The following is a 20,452-nucleotide window of genomic DNA, read 5'->3' as shown; positions in this document are numbered from 1 at the left end:
GGAGGAAAAAATATGAAAAAATAGATTTTTGCACTACTAGGTTTTTCACTTTTCTTTTCGGTAAAACCTCATTCTTCATTTGCTTTTGCATACGGAGATAACCCTAAATTGTCTAACGGGGATTTCACATGGAATTATAGGGATTTATCAAGTACCTATCGTGATAACTTTGCTCTTGCAGCCTATAATTGGGATCAAACTCCAGCTTCTATTACATTTACCCAGATGTCGGATTCATAGCATCGTTTTTCCCCAACGCTGTATTAATTTGTTGCACCAAAGAATCCATTATTTTTTCCCTCTCAAATAATTCTTTATACCTACCTTATTTTGGTGAAAAAAGGAAAATTTTATTCAATAATGCATTCCTATTCTCGAAAAAGTCATGGGAAAACATTCAAGTGATGTTGAGATTAGAGATTACGACCTATGCACGGCCGCACACCTGCCTTTTAGTTGAAGTACAAAAGGGATCGCCGCAGCAATCCCTTTTGTAAGATAAGAACCCTTTCGTTTAAAAATTGTAAATATATTCATTTATTTTTTAATCCCAGTAACGATTCTCACTGGAGGAAACATTGAAAAATACAGTTTTGAAATCATTATATCTTTTAGACCAGCCTTCTTAAACATGTGGGAGTATTCTTCAATATATTGAAAATCAAGTATGGCAACATGACCATTTACTTTTAATACCCGAACCATTTCTTCAATGGCTTTTTGTCTTTCATTTTTATTACTTATATTATGAATGGCAAGACTTGAAGCAATAACATCGAATGTATTCGCTTCAAATGGTAAATCTCGGGCATCGGCGTTTATAATTTCTACACGTTCTTGAATTCCCTCTTTTTCCGCATTTTGTAAAGTTACGTTCGGGTTATTTCCTGATTGGTCTTTGGTATTCCAAACATCTATTCCTATCACTTTTCCATTTGATAATTGTTTTGCTAATGAATGTAAAACAAATCCTCTACCGCACCCTACGTCAAGAACAAGATCGTTTTCTTTAATATTTAACTGTTCAATCATCTTTTTTACCACATATCCTTTTCCTTTTTTGCTACTCCAAATCATCATTATTGCCTCTAGTAAACAAACGGTTCCACCAAGGAGAAGAAGAATAAATAATGCAGTCCAGACAATACCATTGAAACGAAAAATAAAAATGGTGACGATTAACAGGATTATCCCAATCAATGATAAATTTATCACGACATTAGGTGCATCTATACCATAATTCCCTTTATTTGCAATATCTCGCTTTAATTTGGTCATTTATATTTAACTCCCTTGTGAATAATGACAGATTACTCTCTATATCCTATTTATCACAAATTTTTGATAGAACATAGAAACGTCATTTTTTCCACATTGCCGAACCTGAGCAGTTAACCTAATTAGAAAAAGCTGCCTAGAATGGCAGCTGGACTATAAATAGTATTATCTTTTAGGCATCTTTATTTTACACTCACCCAGCACCGAATCCCCCCACTTTAAAACTAAATGATCGTTGTCGATCACTGGACCTACACCTTCTGGGGTTCCAGTATAAATGATATCCCCTTCCCCTAATCCAAAATTTTGTGTGATGTACTCAATAATGGTCTGCAAATCAAAAATCATGTTTTCACTATTCCCCTGCTGAACGATCGCTCCATTTTTTTGAAGAGAAAAAAAAGTCTCCTTTACTAGGTTAACACCAGGAAATGGAATAAACCGACTCACAATCGCTGAGTTCGGGAAGCCTTTTGCCAGCAGCCATGGATGGCCCTTTTTCTTCAATTCACTTTGAACATCCCGCAAGGTGAAATCAATTCCAATTGCCATACTCTCAACAATCTCATCTACTTCCATACCCTTTTCATACGGTCTCCCGATTTTGATCACAATTTCTGTTTCAAAGTGAATGGAACCACGATTCCCAGGAAGCACAATCTCCTGACCTGCTGCTTCTACCAAGGCATGTGTCGGCTTGGAGAAAATCATGGGAAATTTAGGTACATCATTATTTAGTTTTTTTGCATGGGCAGCGTAATTACGCCCAACACAGAAAATGTTATTCACCAATTTCAACGACATGCCAACATTCCCCTTTTCAATGAATGGTGTTATTTCTTTCTAACAGTTTGATTTTAGCGTTTTCGATAGGATTGTATGTATCGTTTATTATAACAAAAAATCCAAGGAGCAATAGTGATTGCTTCTTGGATTTTTTTAAAGTTTAATTTACACCTGCGTGACTTAGATAAGTACCATTGTTAGTAAAAGATTGATTGTACATATCATTCCCGGAGTATTGATCATATACTCCCATGTGGATTTAGTTTGGGTCATCATTTGTTTGGGCGGCCCTTGCTTCCTCGGTCACTTTCATATAGTCTAGGACCCGCTGGGCAATAAGTTTATAGCCGCTTGTGTTTGGATGGAATTGATCTATTGCTAATAAATCCATCGTGGAATTCGTAAATAGATCTTTTGTGGGAATGAAGCTCACATTCTCATATTCTTCTGTCATTAATTTTCCTGTCTCATTCCAATTATCAATGATCATGTCTAATTCTTTAATGTATGCGAATTGACTTTCAAAAGGGGGTATCGTCAGGAAAGTGCGGATTTACAACGTTTAGAAAATTCCATTTAAAAAAGCCAAATACTCAATATGAAATTGAGTATTTGGCTTTTTTCATTACTCTTAACCGTTGGCATCTTCTTTAAAGATGGCTAATTTCTTGTCATCTTTCTCTAAATGAAAAAACTTTATTTTTCTGTTTTGCTTTTGTAGATTTCAATCACCCTTTGAAAACTAGTAGGGAAAGGTTTTTTATTAATTTCTATAGTTTTTACATCAGCCATTATACTTTCTTCACGATTATTCATAATCAACAGAAATTTTCTTGTCGATTTTTTATACATTTTGTGTAAATCATCTTTATGTATATTAATATAAGTTGGTTTATTCTTAATTACTTTTACATTTTCTGCAATTAATGAACAATTACCATATTCGTCAACTAGTAATATATCTATAGTTGTGTTGTAGGGAACCACTTCAAGTTTTAAACCATTAATTTTCTCGTTTGTTAACGGAACCTTTTCCTCAATTGAATATTCTAAGTCCTTATTATTTTTCCCTATCCAATCAGGTTCTGGAAAATAATTTTGCTCAGGGGTCATTTCTTTTAAGCTAAAAGCCTGTTCTTGTAACATTTCTTTATTTATATTTATATCTTTACTCTGTACAAAATATCTATAACTTGATAAAATGCTTCCGTTATAACGATAAGCATCACTATTTTTCTCTAAAGGAAAAAATGTTAATTCCTGCATTCCGTTTTTATCCCATTTTAAATCAATATCAATCTTGATTGATGTATAAGGAGGAACATCATACCCAATTGATGGAGTCCATTTTGAAGAACTTGCAGGTTTAATTTCTACATTTTTATTGCCTTGTAAAAATATAGACTGGACATTTATATTTTTCTTTGTATTATTTTCATAAACTAACTTACCTGAGATAACAGATTTTGATTTAGCTAGTTTTATATATGAAAATTTATCCCCACGTACCGTTTCAAATCGAAGATATTCATCATTAGGAATAAAACTCAGAACTTTTGTAAAAGCTCCTTCAGAAGAAGTTGCGACTTTATCAGATTTATTTAATAGTTCCATGTTTTTTGATACCGTAACATTCTTATCATCTACTTTAAGATAAAGTATATCCTCTTTACTATTCAACTTCCCACCCACTTCATCATTTTTTGTTTGACAGGATGTTAACATTAATAAAATAATTATGATTAAAGTAGTATGAATTTTCATAAGCATCCCTTTCACTAAAAAGTAGCGCTGTAACAATCTACAGCGCTACTTTTTCTAATCTTATTAAAACCATCCGCTATCAGATGTAGCCTTTTCATATATTGCCCCATTCATCGTTGCTGTATGAACTGTCATACCTATAAAGAAATTAGCGTCAAGCGGCATATATTTTCTTTTTGCCTCAGATTCAGCATTCATGTATGCTACTGCTGTACCTTTTTTACCATATGTAACAATATTACTCTGATCAGTGTTTTTTATGCCTGTGTAAGCAGAGGTAGTAGTCCATAAAGATTCTCCATATGTGATACCTTTGCTATAAACATATAAATTAGCATATCTTAAAGCTGTTGTTCCTCTAGCATACTCATCAAAACTTTGAGTTTGAATTCCAGAAGGGTTATCACTAACTGTTCCTTCAAAACCAACAGAATTAGGATAATAATTAGGATCCTTTTCTACATTTGCCCATGCTTCATCCCAATTAAATTGATACTCTTCATTAGCAGTATTGATGTTTTCGCTTGCATAAGCATTTCCACCTGCAATAGTTGATGCTAATAATGCTGCACCAATTAAACTATAAACTTTTTTCATTTTCCATCCCCTACCTTTTCTTATGATTTTGGTGGTTGTTACTATTCTAGTAAATTATACATTAATAGCCAATTGATTTGCTATATTAAATTACAAAATAATACTATACTACCATAAATATCAAAATCGTGCTTTTTGAATGAATATAATTACCCGATAGTGTCATGCTATTCGTTTTAAAGTATGAAAAAATTGGGAAGTGAATCGAACATTATGAGGTTGTATTACATAAAAATTTATTATTACTATATTTTTACTTCTTCCATTTCCTTCTGCTTGCGATAAAATGCTGCCTGACTGATTCCTGTAATTGTACATATTTCCTTTACGGTTTTATCTGTTGTATTTCGTAATTCAATTGCATGATTCATACCTTGATGCTTATCTGTATATTTTTTAACTCTTCCTCGATATTTCCCCTTTTGCTTGGCCAATTTAATTCCTGAACGTTGCTTCTCTTTAATCATTTCTCGATCTAGTTCACTAAAGGCTGCCATTACTGTTAAAAAGAATTTACCAGTTGGCGTTCTGGTATCAATTCCCAAGTTTAAAATAACAAAGTGTATGTCTCTTTCTCGAAGTTGTTCAACTAATTGCAGTAGTTGAACTGTGTTTCGACCGAGACGATCCATTCGAGTTACAACTAAGGTATCACCAGTAACAATCTTGGAAAGAAGTTCATCTAATTGTTGCTTCTGTTTAGAAACACCACTGATTTTCTCCTTTACAATTTCGTCTACTCCAAATTTTGTGAGTTGTTCAATTTGGGTATCAAGGTTTTGGTCTTGTGTACTTACCCGGGCATATCCATAAATCATTTTTCTTCCTCTTTTACTTTGTATTTTTGATAGGTGTTATTGAGAGTCTACCGAGCTAATAATATCAAGAAACTTAAATTCTATCAATAGGGTACACTCTATTGGTATATAATTGTACTAATAAACTGAATAATTGCAGAGATGGGATGATACAATATGAAAATTGCGAGAGGAAGAGAATTACTTACGCCAGATCAAAGACTAGCTCTTATGCAAATTCCTGAAGATGAGTGGATATTGGGAACCTACTACACTTTTTCCAAACGGGACTTAGAAATCATTAATAAGCGAAGGAGAGAGGAAAACCGTTTAGGGTTTGCTATTCAATTAGGGGTCCTGCCGACAAAACGCGGATATTATACGCTAATACAAATAACGTAAATTCTAATAGGAATGCGTAAACCTTTTAAAAACGAACTATATAGTTCTACTTGCCCTAAGTAAATATAACAATCACCATATTCGATGGTCGGTAATAATTTTAAGTTTAGTACTATCTTGTTTTTTTGAATAAAGTTGGTCTTTTTGGGAAAACTTTTTAACAACTTCTTTCAAAAAAGATTAAGGTGGTTTGTAAACAGCATGAATATACGAAAATTCCTTATTATTTTTTTTATTGTCGCATTAATATTAACAAATCAACCTATATTGTCCAGTGCACAGATCCAAAATAAAAACTTTTGTGAAACTGTAAAATTTGCCCTAATAGCAAGCCTAATGCCTACTATTAATCAAACTTTAGAGAAAATTTACAAAAGACCTACACAATGGGCTGGTGCTGGAACTGAAGTCTTGAATATAAAGCAATTATATGGGATAGGTGGGGCTTATAGGGTAAAGTTGAGAGTACATACCTATGAGGGTGCTCACAATCCACCTTATGGAGTAGATACTATTACTATCGAAGTAGGACCAGATGGACCAAAGGTAATCAATTATATTCATAAAGAGGAAAAGGTTGAATAATTTTATTGTTAATTGCATATAAATATGGTAGAAGGAATGGGACTCCTTCTACCATAATAAATATCAATACAGTGGGGCTCGGTTAATTAATATGTTGTATAACTGACCCCTGTTTTAACACCAAATTTAATTGCATTACTATTTGATGGGCCTGTAGTTTGACCAAAATATATATCGAACCAATACCTTGTGTATTTTCGGTTTATTCCTTGAATTGTTCTATTATTTATATCTCCTATATCCTCTACTTTAAAGGTATCTTTCGAAGCACCATATCCATCCAACCAAATTGGTAGAGATGTAACAATAGTTTTTCCATAAGGAATTACAGGTCCTGATTTTACAGCTACATCAGAATAAGTACTATACGTATTTGGATGAACAGCTACAGTTGTATAGGCTTTAGGGGTAGTTCCCCAAGAGGTAAGAATTTTTCCAGTAAACGGATCCGGATCTCCGGTATATGCAGAAACATCCTGACCAGAATACGTTGCCGCACTTACATTTGCACCGACTCCCAAAGCTATAAAACTTGCAAGAACACATCCGACAATCTTTTTCATCATTTTAATCGACCCCTCCTTAAATAATAAAATTATCATTATTTCCATTTGAATACATTTTGAACATTCTCACCTCCTTTGACGTGTAGAACCACCAAAAAATTCCCCATTTCTCGCATTAAAATAAATGTCGGTTAGATTATTTTCTTTATTAACCCCTACTACAGCAAAAAACACTTTGTTATCCTCTTTCTCTAATTTAAAATGATAACCGTTAAAAAAATTCTTTATATACCCTGGTTTTAAGCCATAATTTTTACTTGCATTCATAACAGCTTTATTACTATTAATTGAAATTTCATTCCTTTTTATTACTTCTTCTTTTGTAATTTCGTCCAATGTCCGTGTAGTCTTGATTTTTCCACTCTCTATTACAACTAGTAAACGTTTCTCTTTTTCTGGAAGAGCGAACATAAGATTCCAACTACCTCTTTTTCCATCAAAACCACTATTTTTACCATCATCAACACTATTCATAAAAATAAGATCCGCCGTACTATCTCTTTTTTGTGCAATTGTTAAGCCAAGTTCATATGCTTCAATCAATGAAATATTTGTATTATCACTTTTATTATTCAATTGGATAAAAATTGTAATAATTAAGGCAAATATTATAGAAGTCAAAAATAGTAATTTTTTAAAATTCACTAATTGATCAATCCTCCCTGAAAATTCCAATATATTATAATTCTGAGTATAAATCACATAATCCTTTGGTGAAATTATTCTATTTTTGTCGAATGGACATAAAATTGAAATAAAAAGAGGTTAGCATTAATTTATTTCCAGTATAAATTTAATCTCTAATTTACTCCTAAAACGATCGTTTTTGGTTACGACAAGGATACTCTCTAAAATTTATCAAAAACGACTAAAATATATAACCAAAAATATAACCAAAATCAAATTACTAATATATCTATTTCAACCCCCTTTTTGGTATAGTTAATGTATTAAGGAAGGTGGAATTTGTGTTGAAATTTGGATATGCACGGGTAAGTACGCAAGATCAGTCATTGTCATTACAGATTGATGCTTTGAATCATTATGAAGTGGAACAAATTTTTGAAGAAAAAGAATCAGGAAAGAGGAAAAATCGTCCCGAATTGGACGAGCTTCTTAAAGTTCTGCGTAGGGGAGATACAGTGGTTGTCTATAAATTAGATCGTATCAGTCGGAGTACCAAACATTTAATTGAACTCATGGAACAGTTTGAAACAAAAGGAATCCATTTCGTGTCTATTCAAGATAAAATTGACACAACAACAGCTATGGGTCGATTCTTTTTCAGAATGTTGGCCAACATAGCTGAATTAGAACGGGATATCATTAGTGAACGAACGAAAGATGGGCTGGCAGCAGCTAGATCTAGGGGAAGAAATGGAGGTAGACCGAAGGTTGAATCAAAAAAAGTCATACTTGCCACGAAGATGTATGAAAGTAAAGACTACTCCTTATCTCAAATTAAAGAAGCCACAGGAATAGGAGCAACAACGTTATATCGTTACTTAGGAAAGAAAGAAAGATCCAACAAGGAGGTGTAACATGAGAGGGAAAGAACTGTTAACCTCTGATCAGCGAAATATTTTTATGTCTATTTCTGATGATATGAATGAACATGACATAGAAATGCACTATACTTTTACCTCAGAAGATCTTGAATTTATTAATAAGCACCGAAGAGACCATAATCGTTTAGGGATTGCCTTACAGCTCGCTGTCCTTCGGTATCCGGGTTGGACTTTATTTCAGATTAAAGACATTCCCAGCCAAATACTCGATTATATTGCTAAACAAATTGATGTTTCCCCTCAAGAATATACACAGTATGCAAAACGGGTAGCAACTCGCAATGAACACCTAGAGGAACTTCGGCAACATTATGGCTACCAAAATTTATCCTTTGGGCTATATCGAATAATTGCACAATGTACACTTCAACAGGCTCTTGAGAACGGGAGTACTTATTACTTGATTCGCTCAACAATTGAAGAATTGCGAAGACAAAAAGTAATTTTGCCAGCCATGACAACAATTGAAAGGATTGTGTGGGAGGCACGTCAACGGGCAGAAGAGCGAATTTTCAAATCTATCGTCTCTACATTAAATGAATCTCAAAAACCACAGTTAGATCACTTACTTGATGTAAGTTCTACCTACTCAAAGACACCCCTTGCTTGGTTACGAGAAGTTCCTGGTCAATCTTCTCCAGATGCTTTCTTAAAGGTTATACAACGTATTCAAGTCATACGAGCTTTGCAACTTAATGTGGATATTAAAGAAATTCATCCAAATAGGATCTTGCAGTTAGCACGCTTGGGTTCCAAATATGAGCCTCGTTCATTCCGTAGGTTTAAAGAAAATAAAAAATTTGCACTTTTAATTTTACATCTTCTGCAACTTGGCCAAAACCTTACCGATCATGCCTTTGAGATACATGATCGACAAATTACCTTATTGTTGTCAAAGGGACGTAAAGCCCAAGAAGAGATTCAGAAGTTAAATGGCAAATCAGTAAATGAAAAGGTTATTCACTTTGCAGATTTGGGAACAGCATTGATCCAGGCAAAAGAACAAGGTAAGGACCCATTTGAGGCATTAGAAGCCATTATGCCTTGGGAGGACTTTGTGAACTCTATAGAAGAGGCTAAAAATTGTCACGCGCAATGGATTACGATTACTTAGACTTACTAAAATTTCGCTTTAACTACTTACGTAAATATACCCCAACATTGTTAGAGTCTTTAGAATTTACTTCTACAAAATCAGGAGAGCCATTGCTTCAAGCTATTGACACCATTAAAGAGATGAACAAGCAAAATAAACGAAAGGTTCCCGAAGGTGCTCCTTTAGAATTTGTCTCGAATCGCTGGCAAAAGCACGTTTATGATGATGATGGGAATATAAATCGCCAATATTATGAGATGGCTGTTCTTACCGAGCTAAGAAATCTTGTACGCTCAGGTAATGTTTCTATTAAAGGAAGTCACCAGCACCAAGATTTTGATAATTATTTAGTGACAAAAGAAAAATGGGGGCAAAATAGGCACATTAATGAACTTAATGCTCCTTCTTCTGTTGATGAATACTTAGCAGGTAAAATGGATGCATTACATAATCGGCTTGAATGGATTAAAGCTAATATCACAGAATTAGATGGGGTTAATTTTGAAGATGGACGTCTGCATGTCTATCGTTTGGAGAAAAACGTTCCAGAAACAGCACGAGAATATTGTTTATCTCTATATCAACTAATACCCCGTGTGAAGTTGACCGATTTGCTTATGGAAGTAGCAAGTTGGACAGGGTTCGACAAGCAACTTCTTCATGCGTCCACACTACATCCTCCAAAAGAAGAGGAAAAGCCAGCGATCATGGCTGCCATCATGGCAATGGGAACAAACATTGGTCTTACTAAGATGGCAGAAGCAACACAAGGAGTTTCTTACCGGCAAATGTCCACAGCCTCACAGTGGCGTTTATATGAAGATGCCATGAATAAAGCACAAGCAGTTCTGGTTAATTTTCAGCATAAGTTAAGTTTGTCATCGTACTGGGGAGACGGGACCACTTCTTCTTCAGATGGTATGCGTGTTCAAGTAGGAGTTTCATCCTTACACGCTGATGCAAATCCACATTATGGAACGGGGAAAGGTACAACCATTTATCGCTTTGTCAGTGACCAATTTTCTAGCTTCTATACGAAAGTGATTAACACCAACTCAAGAGACGCCGTTCATGTCATAGATGGACTTTTACATCATGAGACTGATTTACATATTGAAGAACATTATACAGACACTGCTGGTTATACGGATCAAGTATTTGGGTTAACCAATTTGTTAGGATTTCGGTTTGCTCCAAGACTACGAGATCTTGCAGATTCAAAACTTTATTCATTTGAAAAGCCAGACCAATATCCGGAAATGGAGAAGTTGCTGCGTGGAAGAATTAACACCAAGACCATTCAGAAAAATTACGATGATGTATTAAGGTTGGCACATTCCATTCGTAAAGGAACGGTCTCTTCTTCTCTCATTATGGGGAAACTTGGTTCTTATTCTCGACAAAATAGCCTTGCTACTACATTAAGAGAGATGGGACGAATTGATAAAACTTTGTTTATATTAGACTACATTTCTAGCGAAACATTACGTCGGCGAATCCAACGTGGATTAAATAAGGGTGAAGCCATGAATGCCTTGGCACGAGCTATTTTCTTCGGAAAACATGGAGAACTTAGAGAGAGAGCATTACAAGATCAGTTACAGCGTGCCAGCTCGTTAAATCTAATTATTAATGCCATCAGCATTTGGAATACCGTGTATTTATCGCAAGCAATTGAACACTTGAAAACGACAGGAAAATATAAAGAGGAATTACTACCTCATATATCTCCATTGGGATGGGAACACATTAATTTTTTAGGTGAATATTCATTTATACCTGAGATTTTGAACTCGATACATTCTCTACGTCCACTTAGGATATAAAAAAACCTGATTTTTCTGCTTAACGTAGAAAAATCAGGGCTTTACCTTCTGAAAAGTTCTTTAGCGTATAATATCTGCGTTTTGTCGGCAGTACCCCAATTAGCCGTTCTTCGATATCCCGGTTGGCCATACACCCATATCAAAAGCATCCCAGATTTAGTCATACATTATATATAGAAACAAATCGGTACCACTCCGTCTTCGCTTAGTCATTATCCTCAAAGAGAAAATACACTTTGGGATCATTTGAAAGAAATTCGAAGTGAATACAACTTTGTAACTTTTACTCTGAAAGAATATCGAATAACATTTAAGCATCTTCATCAATTAGCTTTGGAAAATGGTGATGCCATTCATCTATTACATGAATGCATAGATTTTCTAAGAAAAAACAAAATTATACTGCCTGCTATCACTACACTTGAAAGAATAGTGTGGGAGGCGAGAGAAATGGCTGAAAAGAAGCTGTTTAATACGGTTAGTCAATCTCTAACAAATGAGCAAAAAGAAAAGCTTGAAGAAATCATTACTTCGCAACATCCATCCGAATCCAATAAAACGATATTGGGTTGGTTAAAGGAACCACCGGGTCATCCTTCACCCGAAACATTTCTAAAAGTAATAGAACGACTCGAATACATACGAGGAATGGAATTAGAAACGGTACAAATTAGTCATTTGCATCGCAATCGCTTGTTACAGCTATCTCGCTTAGGTTCAAGATATGAGCCTTATGCGTTCCGTGACTTTCATGAATATAAACGATATTCGATATTAACCGTCTATTTACTACACCTTACTCAGGAGTTAACGGATAAAGCCTTTGAAATTCATGACAGACAAATACTCAGTCTGTTATCAAAAGGCCGTAAGGCTCAAGAAGAAATTCAGAAACAAAACGGTAAAAAGCTAAATGAGAAAGTTATACACTTTACGAACATCGGACAAGCTTTGATCAAAGCAAAAGAGGAAAAATTAGACGTTTTTGAGGTTTTAGAATCAGTTATTGAATGGAATTCTTTTGTCTCTTCGGTAGAAGAAGCTCAAGAGCTTGCACGTCCTGCTGACTATGACTATTTGGACTTATTACAAAAACGATTTTATTCACTTAGAAAATATACGCCAACGCTATTAAGGGTATTGGAATTTCATTCTACAAAGGCAAATGAACCACTTTTACAAGCTGTAGAGATTATCCGAGGTATGAACGATTCTGGAAAGCGAAAAGTACCTGATAACTCACCTGTGGACTTTATCTCAAAGCGTTGGAAAAAACACTTATATGAGGATGACGGTACAATCAATCGTCATTATTATGAAATGGCCGTCTTAACAGAACTAAGGGAACATGTTCGGGCTGGAGATGTTTCCATTGTGGGCAGTAGACAATATAGAGATTTTGAGGAATATTTGTTTTCAGAGGATACATGGAATCAAACGAAGGGAAATACGAGGTTATCAGTTAGTTTATCATTCGAAGACTATATGACAGAGAGAACTAACAGCCTTAATGAAAGATTAAAGTGGGTATCTGCCAATTCCAACAAGTTAGATGGAATTTCTCTTGAAAAAGGAAAGCTATCAATTTCACGCTTAGAAAAAGATGTTCCAGAAGAAGCAAAGAAATTTAGTGCAGGTCTTTATCAGATGCTCCCAAGAGTAAAATTAACCGACTTACTCATGGATGTTGCTTATTTAACAGGATTTCACGAGCAATTCACTCATGCTTCCAATAATCGAAAGCCAGATAAAGAAGAAACGATCATTATCATGGCTGCCCTTTTAGGAATGGGAATGAATATTGGATTGAGTAAGATGGCTGAAGCAACACCCGGACTTACATATAAGCAACTAGCCAATGTTTCTCAATGGCGTATGTATGAAGACGCAATGAATAAAGCCCAAGCCGTATTAGTAAATTTTCATCACAAATTACAATTGTCTTCCTATTGGGGCGACGGTACAACATCCTCGTCAGATGGTATGAGGATGCAGCTAGGTGTTTCATCACTACATGCAGATGCAAACCCACATTACGGAACTGGAAAAGGAACCACCATTTATCGATTTACAAGTGATCAATTCTCTTCTTACTACACAAAGATTATTCATACTAATTCAAGGGATGCCATTCATGTTTTGGATGGTTTATTACATCATGAGACAGATTTAAACATAGAAGAGCATTATACAGACACAGCCGGTTACACAGACCAAATTTTCGGATTGACCCATTTATTAGGATTTAAATTTGCCCCAAGAATAAGAGATTTATCGGACTCAAAATTATTTACAATAGATAAAGCAAGTGAGTATCCAAAACTAGATGCCATTTTACGTGGACAAATAAATACAAAGGTCATTAAAGAAAATTATGAAGATGTTTTGCGATTAGCTCATTCTATAAGAGAAGGAACAGTTTCAGCATCCCTTATTATGGGGAAACTAGGTTCTTATTCAAGACAAAACAGCTTAGCTACAGCTTTACGTGAGATGGGCAGAATAGAAAAAACGATCTTTATTCTGAATTACATTTCGGATGAATCTTTAAGAAGGAAAATACAAAAAGGATTGAATAAAGGAGAAGCCATGAATGGACTCGCGAGAGCTATTTTCTTCGGAAAACAAGGAGAACTTCGGGAGCGAACTATACAGCATCAATTGCAAAGGGCCAGTGCCTTAAACATAATCATCAATGTCATCAGTATCTGGAATACTCTACATCTAACAAAAGCAGTTGAATATCAAAAACGGACACGTAATTTTAATGAGGATTTATTACACCATATGTCACCTTTAGGCTGGGAGCATATTAATTTACTAGGAGAATACCATTTTAATTCGGAGAAAGCGATTTTATTAGATTCTTTAAGACCACTAAAACTTTCTTAACGTTGTTAAAATCGGGGGAATCGTCAAGAAAAAGGGCTTAGCGTTGTAAATCCGCATTTTCCTGACGGTACCCCAAAAGGATTATAAAATCCGATTAAATAAATATGGGCATCTGGGTTCAATTCGGTCATTTTATTCAAAATGGCTGTCAATCGTTCTGTATATTCCACTCTTTCTATTTGGAAAGGTTCTAGTGAAAGGGTTGTAAAATTGCTTTTTAATACTTTCATAATATCATTGGCGCCAATTGTTATGAAAACAATATCAGCCTTTGAGATAGCAGTGGCAATTTCTTTATTTTCCAGCCGCTTAAGTAACTGATCCGAACGGTTTCCTTTTTTACCGAAATTCTCTATTTTGATCGTCAGGTTTTGATCCTCAAACGTGTGATTTAGGATCCCGACATATCCGCCGCTCTTTGTTTCATCTCCTACACCTTCCGTAAGCGAGTCTCCAATTGCGACAATCTTTTGATCTTTTTCGAGGAAATCAACCACACCATTCACGACTTCCCTTACCTTTTTCTTGCTCTGATCGGTGAAGGGTTTTTGGCTTTCCTGCTTAATGGCATGGTCTACTAATGGCCTCTCTTCTTCTTTAGGAGCAATATCTTTGGTTTTTTCCACTTGTTCAGTTTCAGCGGTCGCAACGGTTGTAACTGTTTCATTGCTTGCATGATTTCGATCAAGAAGAAAAAAAGGAAGAAGAATACACACAGTAAGTAGAGCCGAAATCATGATTATTGCTTTTATTTTTCTCAAACTTCATCACACCTATTAGTATCGGAAGATCTTAATCTAAGATACGATTCTTTGTTTCATTTAGTTTATTCATTTTAGCATGCCGGGCAACATTATTTAAGACCACAAATTTTGTAATTTGAATGTTTGTAGTCAAAACATAAAAAAAATAGAGTAGCCCCTAGTAAGGCTACTCTGCATAGATACATCAAACGTGCAAAATCGCTTCCCAATTTCATTTTTGATCGCAAAAGTAGCGTTTTACGGGGTTAAAAATCAGCATCAAAAATGGGATGTCCGTTCCCTTACTTTTTTACTTTTATTTTCTCGGGGATAGTCTTCCAGTACATGGGGTCTTCTAAGCCAAGCCGCCAAATCCCGATCCCCCGTAAATGAAATTTTTCTACAAGGTCTAGTTTGTACTGCAGACTTTCACTATTCTCAAACCAAACTTGGTGGCTATGTTGGGCTTCATCTATATAATCAAAATAGGGTGTTTGTGAACGGGAGTCCCATATCACGTTTGCTTTATACTTTGTTTTCTGACCCATTAGCTCTTTATAGGAGCTATACTTGGTCTTGCCTGCGGTTGTATCCCAGTCCCATCCATAACCCGCAATACCAAGTAACATTTTTGATGGTGGTACTCCCTGTTTCAATGCATAACGAATTGTTGCCACTGTCCAATCGACAGATGCGGTTGATCCGGGGGTTGTTCTTGGGTTGTGCTCATCGTAAGTCATCATCATTAACCCATCCGAATATTGACCAAGTTTTTCGTAATCAAACCACGGTGACCAAGGATTAGCTCGGGAATCCCCTGTGTTTGCCGGGACTGAAACCGTTACTACTTTTCCATCACGATGCACAGCATCAGACAATTTTTTGATCAGTTGACTAAAGGAATCTCGGTCAGCCAAATTCAAATTTTCCATATCCACATTCATACCATCATAGTTAAACTGATTCATTTCATTGCGTAAGTTCTGGATGAAAACATCACTGTTGTGATTGTTATCGAGTACATTACTCGCTACCTGCTTGCCTTTCTCCACCGTTTCATAAAAGAGATTATGGACAACCATATAGACTTTCAGGTTTTTATCATGAGCACTTTGAATAACCTTTCTTTTATGATCTGATGGAACGGAAGCAATAAGATTGCCTGGACGTTTATCATCAAGCTTATACCAAAAAGGCGCAATGATGCTTAAATTGGCAGATTGCGAGTTAACTGTCGGTTGAGAGCTAGGAAACGTTCCTTCCTTTTCTGTGTAGAAACCTAAAACTTCACGAGGAGTTTTATCATTTTTGTGTTCCTTTTTACCTTGGATCCCGCTACACGATGACAGTAGAAATATGGCCATGCATAAAGAAATGATGGGGAATGACCGATAACAATTTTTCACCATACTACACCTTCTTCTAATTTATCTATTTCTTAAGTTGATTAGAATAGGTGCAACTTATACACGGATTGACCTTCCGCCTTACAGATTCTCGGGAAAAGACCGCTACTCATTTATTGAATGGGATGTTTGAATCATTCAATCATGAAAAAGAGTTCAATTCGGTTTGGTGACTGGCGACCTCGAATTTTCATATAATGAAAATAGAGGAAATTCAAATCAAACAATAAGTGGGTGAAGCTAATATGAGATTAAATCTTTCAGAGATTCAAATCACGGAAGTAAACCGAATAGTTCATAAAGAATTGAAGATAAATGGATTTGAACCAACAGATGAATATCTATTTATCCACTGTTTTTCGAAGACACATAAAGAAAATGTCTATTATCAGCTGTTTAATGAAAATGATACCTTGATCATCCGCTGCTTCGCACGAGTGTTTGACAATCCAGAACTCGACGTGATGATCAGAAGGGCTGCAAAAAATGTTAGTGACTATCTGGTAAACCAAACCGGATTACAAAACACCATCTATATAGAAAACGGGATTGAAATGAATGGATAAAAAAGACAGACTTGAGCCTGTGTTTTGTAAGCCTTTTAAAGACTGTAGGTATAAAGACTAAGGGAAAATAGTTGGATTTACTTTCTTCTTGCATCTCTTACAATACATAGAGGGAGGTAGAGTAACATGTTCAAAAGAATAATGATCCTTGGAGTACTTTCCTTAGTTTTACTAATATTAATTTTACTTAAAAACCATACAGTTGCTCCTGTGACCAGCCCAAATACGAAAAACAACGATTCCGTAGAATATATCACAGAAGAATATTCAATTAGCAAAATTGAAGGTATTCGGTACTATGGAAAAAGGAATGACGGGACAGAGATCATTTTTTCTACTCAAAAGATTGTTTCCGATGAGAAAATAAAAGTCGATGATGTAGTCATTTGCTATTTTGAAAAGGGTAATTTAGGGAAAGGACTAATAAAAGTCAAAAAGAAATAATCGGTTGAGCTATAGGATTTATTCCAAATCGATTCCATCGGCACTCACCCAAGCGTTGTTTTTTCTTTTACTCTGAAAAAAGTAAATAGGTGACACCCTTTAGGGCATCACCTATTGGATGATACAACCTTGGATAAACGAACAGCCTACCACTTATTTCCTGATGAAACAGGTGGAAAGGAAAACACCACATTAAAGGAGTGCATTTGCAATTAGTTTATCAAACTTACGAATATCAACACCTTTTTTAAGATTTACCTTAATGTGGCCTGCCCTGGTCCATAATTCAACCTCCGCATTTACATCAAAGAAACTCCCGGCATTCTCCGTTGACCACATATTGATGGATGAATAGGGCAAAGAATAAATCTCAACCTTTTTCCCTGTTAACCCCTGAGCATCTCTTACGATCAATCGTTTATTCGTGAAGATGGCACTGTCACGAATGGTTTTGTAAGCAGCTATTGCCACTTCACCATCCACTAATAATTCATTCACATCATTTGGAATCGGACATTCAGAGATGAAAGTCCATTGCAGAATTGCCTGCGTTGCAACCATTAAAACACTCCTCCTACGTATATTTTTCTTTTTTATCATTATAGTCTATAACTATTTAATAACCTTTTTCCTCATAAATTATAACACTAGGTCGGATAAAACATGGACGCATTTACTTGAATTTTTCCACATTTCTTTGAACGCACTTTTAGGGCTTGCTGCGAGCCGGATACAACGACTACTCTTTCAGGTTGAGTGAATACCTTATCAAGACAATCAATTAGTTATATGGTAATTATAGGTGTTCAGAAGGCTCAAGCTGAATAAAATCCAACTGTCTCATTCGGTTTATGACAGATAATACTTCATTGATTCTTGGTAGTTCAAGCCATCTTTCGAAACCAGGAAAGAAGGAAGAAAATACACGATCCACTCCTTCTCTCTCCATCTCTTCGAGAGCTCTTTTAATCTTTTCATGAAGAAAGATGTGGCGATCCTGATTACTTATCGCGATTTTTCGAAGTAAAAAGGCAATAGCTACAAGCTGGGCTTGTGATGTGATATTGTAAAGCCCTCTGATATCAATTTGTTCATCCCCTATCATCATATATCCCATGGATGAAACGATCAGCCTTTCTGTCCCACTGTCCTGTGGATAGCTCGAAAAGTGGTCGGTGGTTATTGTTCTTTCTATCTCCCATTTTGTATGGGGGATGGGTTCACGTGGTTTGTCGTGTTTACATAAATCTTTTGCTTCCTGAGTAACGTTTTTTGGCACAAAATTGTCCATTAGGATGATGTGATCGGCAACGGATAAAAATTCAGCGCTACCTCCAATCACAAGAACGGACGATACGCCAACGGCCTCATATAGCTCCCTAACACGTTCCGTAAAAGGTATTATGGGTTCATGCTTGATTAATGCACGCATTTTGCTGTCTTGAATCATAAAATTCGTCGCACTTCTGTCTTCATCCATCAGAAGAAGCTTACACCCGTAGTTGATTGCCTCCATAATATTGGCGGCTTGAGAAGTGGAACCTGAGGCGAAGTCAGTCGAAAACTGTTCAGTCGAACGATTGGGTACCCATTTGATGAAGGGCGTAATATTGATATTTTTTATCGAACGGCCTTCCTCTGCAGCTATTTCCATTGCACTTTGATCTGTCAACACAAATTCTCGTCCGTCACCGATGATGTGATTGTAAATCCCCGAATTGAGTGCATCCAGCAAAGTGCTTTTACCCGAATAACCACCGCCGGTGATGACCGTCACACCCTGTTTTATTCCCATTCCTCGCAAGCCACCAATTTCCACTTCCACATCCTCTGGGGATGTAAAAGGCAAGGCACCCTCTAGTGGCCCGCTGTTGTCTTTATTTCTTGGCAAAATGCTGCCATTCCCAATAAAGGCACAATAACCACTGGATTTTAGCCATTCGCGAATCAAATTTTGTTTTTTTACCCATTCATAGGCATCATTTAATCGGATGAGATCAAATTTGACAATAAACTTCTCCACTTCTTTTGGAAGCATTTTGCAGAGCATGCGCATAGCTTTATTGTTATTCTTGAATGGAAGTTGGACGGTAATCATTAAGCATACATACCATGTTTCCGAGATGACTTCAACATGGGACGCATTACGTTTCAACACCACATTGGTTGGACGAAAACAATAAAAAGCACCATTTTCTTTATCAGTTCGTGAGCGGTTATAAATCGATTGATTTAATTCCTCTATATAATCAACCCATTCTCTTAATGCAAAATCGGAGAGAACAACTTGATCCATATGTTCATCTAAACCGAGACGGTCAAAAGGTATTTTTATGGTGATACATGGTTTATCCGGTGTGAGTTTATGTGTCGGTTCAATGTAATAGGCAACATCATTATCCCAATAGATGGGATCCTCATATATCATACCGTAAGAGGACTGTCCGGATTGTAATAAACGAAAATAGTGAGCTAGTCTTTTAATAAAATATCATCCTTTCATATTTGGAAAGCGATGAATAACGGAAAACAAAAAAATAACAGCCACTCCATAAGTAGCTGTTATAAACCGGCAAGAAAGCTTAAACATCCCTTCTGCCTAAATATAAAAGCCCTGAGAGTGAATCCTCCCCTCAGAGCCTAATGTTAATGTATTCGTAAAAAAAATAACTAAAAAGCAATATGAGGATAGGACGTATATTTTTTTGTTTGCATTATCCTCACCTCATTACGTTTTATTTTTACAGCAACAAAATCTTACCATTCATTTAACCATTTGACAAGAGCTGCCCATGCCCTATTTATTTACTGAACTGACCAAAAAAGGTAGACAAATAGTTTAGGCTCCATTACGGACGCGTGTTTCCGAAATCAAAGTACTAAAAAATATTGAATTTGATTCGATGATAGTGGCGTAATGGCCATTATGCGATACCCAATGCTTAGTAATTGCGAGAGCGTTTCCGCACAATTGGGACGGGGCGGCTCAATCGGTGCGTGATAACTTTTATAAAGACTGATGTATTGATTATCAGTAGTACAATGAAGCAAGATAACATGTTTACCAGTCCATGCTTGCCCGATATATGGTTGGATTTGTATCTCCCCTATGTTCCTCATCCTGAACACCCTCATG

Annotated in this window: 16 protein-coding genes and 3 pseudogenes; 7 read left to right on the top strand and 12 right to left on the bottom strand. The window is 35.9% G+C overall.

Features of this window, described 5'->3' with window-relative positions; genetic code table 11:
- Nucleotides 1-537: 537 nt before the first annotated feature.
- From RCG19_RS21055 to RCG19_RS21030, 6 genes are all read right to left on the bottom strand, one after another.
- Entirely contained in the window at nucleotides 538-1,278 is a 741-nt protein-coding gene (locus RCG19_RS21055; RefSeq protein WP_308108747.1) for a class I SAM-dependent methyltransferase, read from the bottom strand.
- A gap of 165 nt (nucleotides 1,279-1,443) precedes the next feature.
- Nucleotides 1,444-2,082, bottom strand: coding sequence for a fumarylacetoacetate hydrolase family protein (locus RCG19_RS21050; protein ID WP_308108746.1), 639 nt, complete (start codon nucleotides 2,080-2,082; stop codon nucleotides 1,444-1,446).
- 241 nt (nucleotides 2,083-2,323) lie between these two features.
- On the bottom strand, nucleotides 2,324-2,554 hold the full coding sequence (locus RCG19_RS21045; protein ID WP_308108745.1) for an SGNH/GDSL hydrolase family protein: 231 nt from the start codon (nucleotides 2,552-2,554) through the stop codon (nucleotides 2,324-2,326).
- 206 nt (nucleotides 2,555-2,760) lie between these two features.
- Nucleotides 2,761-3,828: a hypothetical protein gene (locus RCG19_RS21040; RefSeq protein ID WP_308108744.1), complete on the bottom strand. Its 1,068-nt coding sequence runs from the start codon at nucleotides 3,826-3,828 to the stop codon at nucleotides 2,761-2,763.
- A gap of 63 nt (nucleotides 3,829-3,891) precedes the next feature.
- Complete coding sequence (locus tag RCG19_RS21035; RefSeq protein WP_308108743.1) at nucleotides 3,892-4,425, bottom strand: hypothetical protein; 534 nt, start codon at nucleotides 4,423-4,425, stop codon at nucleotides 3,892-3,894.
- 245 nt (nucleotides 4,426-4,670) lie between these two features.
- Nucleotides 4,671-5,243 carry a recombinase family protein gene (locus RCG19_RS21030; RefSeq protein WP_308108742.1) on the bottom strand — a complete coding sequence of 191 codons (573 nt, stop codon included), beginning with the start codon at nucleotides 5,241-5,243 and terminating at the stop codon, nucleotides 4,671-4,673.
- 156 nt (nucleotides 5,244-5,399) lie between these two features.
- Here RCG19_RS21030 and RCG19_RS21025 point away from each other — a divergent pair.
- Both RCG19_RS21025 and RCG19_RS21020 read left to right on the top strand, forming a co-directional pair.
- Nucleotides 5,400-5,615: pseudogene (locus RCG19_RS21025) on the top strand (DUF4158 domain-containing protein); the annotation flags it as partial.
- Nucleotides 5,616-5,825: 210 nt separating this feature from the next.
- Nucleotides 5,826-6,209, top strand: a complete 384-nt coding sequence (locus RCG19_RS21020; protein ID WP_308108740.1) for a DUF3888 domain-containing protein — start codon at nucleotides 5,826-5,828, stop codon at nucleotides 6,207-6,209.
- Nucleotides 6,210-6,295: 86 nt separating this feature from the next.
- On the opposite strand, the gene RCG19_RS21015 is transcribed toward RCG19_RS21020, so the two are convergent.
- Both RCG19_RS21015 and RCG19_RS21010 read right to left on the bottom strand, forming a co-directional pair.
- Nucleotides 6,296-6,775 (bottom strand): RlpA-like double-psi beta-barrel domain-containing protein, encoded by a 480-nt coding sequence (locus RCG19_RS21015; RefSeq protein ID WP_308108739.1) that lies wholly within the window; start codon nucleotides 6,773-6,775, stop codon nucleotides 6,296-6,298.
- Between the two features lie 66 nt (nucleotides 6,776-6,841).
- Nucleotides 6,842-7,420, bottom strand: coding sequence for a hypothetical protein (locus tag RCG19_RS21010; RefSeq protein WP_308108738.1), 579 nt, complete (start codon nucleotides 7,418-7,420; stop codon nucleotides 6,842-6,844).
- Nucleotides 7,421-7,746: 326 nt separating this feature from the next.
- On the opposite strand from RCG19_RS21010, the gene RCG19_RS21005 reads away from it, so the two are divergent.
- From RCG19_RS21005 to RCG19_RS20995, 3 genes and pseudogenes are all read left to right on the top strand, one after another.
- Nucleotides 7,747-8,316 carry a recombinase family protein gene (locus RCG19_RS21005; RefSeq protein WP_308108737.1) on the top strand — a complete coding sequence of 190 codons (570 nt, stop codon included), beginning with the start codon at nucleotides 7,747-7,749 and terminating at the stop codon, nucleotides 8,314-8,316.
- Nucleotide 8,317: 1 nt separating this feature from the next.
- Nucleotides 8,318-11,265 (top strand): annotated as a pseudogene (locus RCG19_RS21000) (Tn3 family transposase).
- A 96-nt stretch (nucleotides 11,266-11,361) separates the two neighbouring features.
- A pseudogene (locus RCG19_RS20995) lies at nucleotides 11,362-14,157 on the top strand (Tn3 family transposase); the annotation flags it as partial.
- A gap of 23 nt (nucleotides 14,158-14,180) precedes the next feature.
- Here RCG19_RS20995 and RCG19_RS20990 read toward each other — a convergent pair.
- On the bottom strand, nucleotides 14,181-14,918 hold the full coding sequence (locus tag RCG19_RS20990) for a GDSL-type esterase/lipase family protein (RefSeq protein ID WP_308108736.1): 738 nt from the start codon (nucleotides 14,916-14,918) through the stop codon (nucleotides 14,181-14,183).
- A gap of 284 nt (nucleotides 14,919-15,202) precedes the next feature.
- Nucleotides 15,203-16,309 (bottom strand): glycosyl hydrolase family 18 protein, encoded by a 1,107-nt coding sequence (locus RCG19_RS20985; protein WP_308108735.1) that lies wholly within the window; start codon nucleotides 16,307-16,309, stop codon nucleotides 15,203-15,205.
- Nucleotides 16,310-16,551: 242 nt separating this feature from the next.
- Here RCG19_RS20985 and RCG19_RS20980 point away from each other — a divergent pair, with 242 nt between their 5' ends.
- Both RCG19_RS20980 and RCG19_RS20975 read left to right on the top strand, forming a co-directional pair.
- Complete coding sequence (locus tag RCG19_RS20980; protein WP_308108734.1) at nucleotides 16,552-16,872, top strand: hypothetical protein; 321 nt, start codon at nucleotides 16,552-16,554, stop codon at nucleotides 16,870-16,872.
- Nucleotides 16,873-16,998: 126 nt separating this feature from the next.
- Complete coding sequence (locus RCG19_RS20975) at nucleotides 16,999-17,316, top strand: hypothetical protein (RefSeq protein WP_308108733.1); 318 nt, start codon at nucleotides 16,999-17,001, stop codon at nucleotides 17,314-17,316.
- Nucleotides 17,317-17,508: 192 nt separating this feature from the next.
- On the opposite strand, the gene RCG19_RS20970 is transcribed toward RCG19_RS20975, so the two are convergent.
- Both RCG19_RS20970 and RCG19_RS20965 read right to left on the bottom strand, forming a co-directional pair.
- Complete coding sequence (locus tag RCG19_RS20970) at nucleotides 17,509-17,877, bottom strand: PH domain-containing protein (protein ID WP_166246362.1); 369 nt, start codon at nucleotides 17,875-17,877, stop codon at nucleotides 17,509-17,511.
- A gap of 235 nt (nucleotides 17,878-18,112) precedes the next feature.
- Nucleotides 18,113-19,744, bottom strand: a complete 1,632-nt coding sequence (locus RCG19_RS20965; protein WP_308108732.1) for a P-loop domain-containing protein — start codon at nucleotides 19,742-19,744, stop codon at nucleotides 18,113-18,115.
- Nucleotides 19,745-20,452: the final 708 nt, after the last annotated feature.

The organism is Neobacillus sp. OS1-2 (genome assembly GCF_030915505.1).
Lineage (GTDB): Bacteria > Bacillota > Bacilli > Bacillales > Cytobacillaceae > Neobacillus.
Note: the sequence above shows the minus strand (reverse complement) of the source record. Positions and strands in the feature narration are given on the sequence as shown.

Bases quoted from the DNA above. Each gene is read 5' to 3' on its own strand.
- RCG19_RS21055 (WP_308108747.1), bottom strand. From the start codon at position 1,278: ATGACCAAATTAAAGCGAGATATTGCAAATAAAGGGAATTATGGTATA.
- RCG19_RS21050 (WP_308108746.1), bottom strand. From the start codon at position 2,082: ATGTCGTTGAAATTGGTGAATAACATTTTCTGTGTTGGGCGTAATTAC.
- RCG19_RS21045 (WP_308108745.1), bottom strand. From the start codon at position 2,554: ATGATCATTGATAATTGGAATGAGACAGGAAAATTAATGACAGAAGAA.
- RCG19_RS21040 (WP_308108744.1), bottom strand. From the start codon at position 3,828: ATGAAAATTCATACTACTTTAATCATAATTATTTTATTAATGTTAACA.
- RCG19_RS21035 (WP_308108743.1), bottom strand. From the start codon at position 4,425: ATGAAAAAAGTTTATAGTTTAATTGGTGCAGCATTATTAGCATCAACT.
- RCG19_RS21030 (WP_308108742.1), bottom strand. From the start codon at position 5,243: ATGATTTATGGATATGCCCGGGTAAGTACACAAGACCAAAACCTTGAT.
- RCG19_RS21020 (WP_308108740.1), top strand. From the start codon at position 5,826: ATGAATATACGAAAATTCCTTATTATTTTTTTTATTGTCGCATTAATA.
- RCG19_RS21015 (WP_308108739.1), bottom strand. From the start codon at position 6,775: ATGATGAAAAAGATTGTCGGATGTGTTCTTGCAAGTTTTATAGCTTTG.
- RCG19_RS20985 (WP_308108735.1), bottom strand. From the start codon at position 16,309: ATGGTGAAAAATTGTTATCGGTCATTCCCCATCATTTCTTTATGCATG.
- RCG19_RS20980 (WP_308108734.1), top strand. From the start codon at position 16,552: ATGAGATTAAATCTTTCAGAGATTCAAATCACGGAAGTAAACCGAATA.
- RCG19_RS20975 (WP_308108733.1), top strand. From the start codon at position 16,999: ATGTTCAAAAGAATAATGATCCTTGGAGTACTTTCCTTAGTTTTACTA.
- RCG19_RS20970 (WP_166246362.1), bottom strand. From the start codon at position 17,877: ATGGTTGCAACGCAGGCAATTCTGCAATGGACTTTCATCTCTGAATGT.
- RCG19_RS20965 (WP_308108732.1), bottom strand. From the start codon at position 19,744: ATGATATATGAGGATCCCATCTATTGGGATAATGATGTTGCCTATTAC.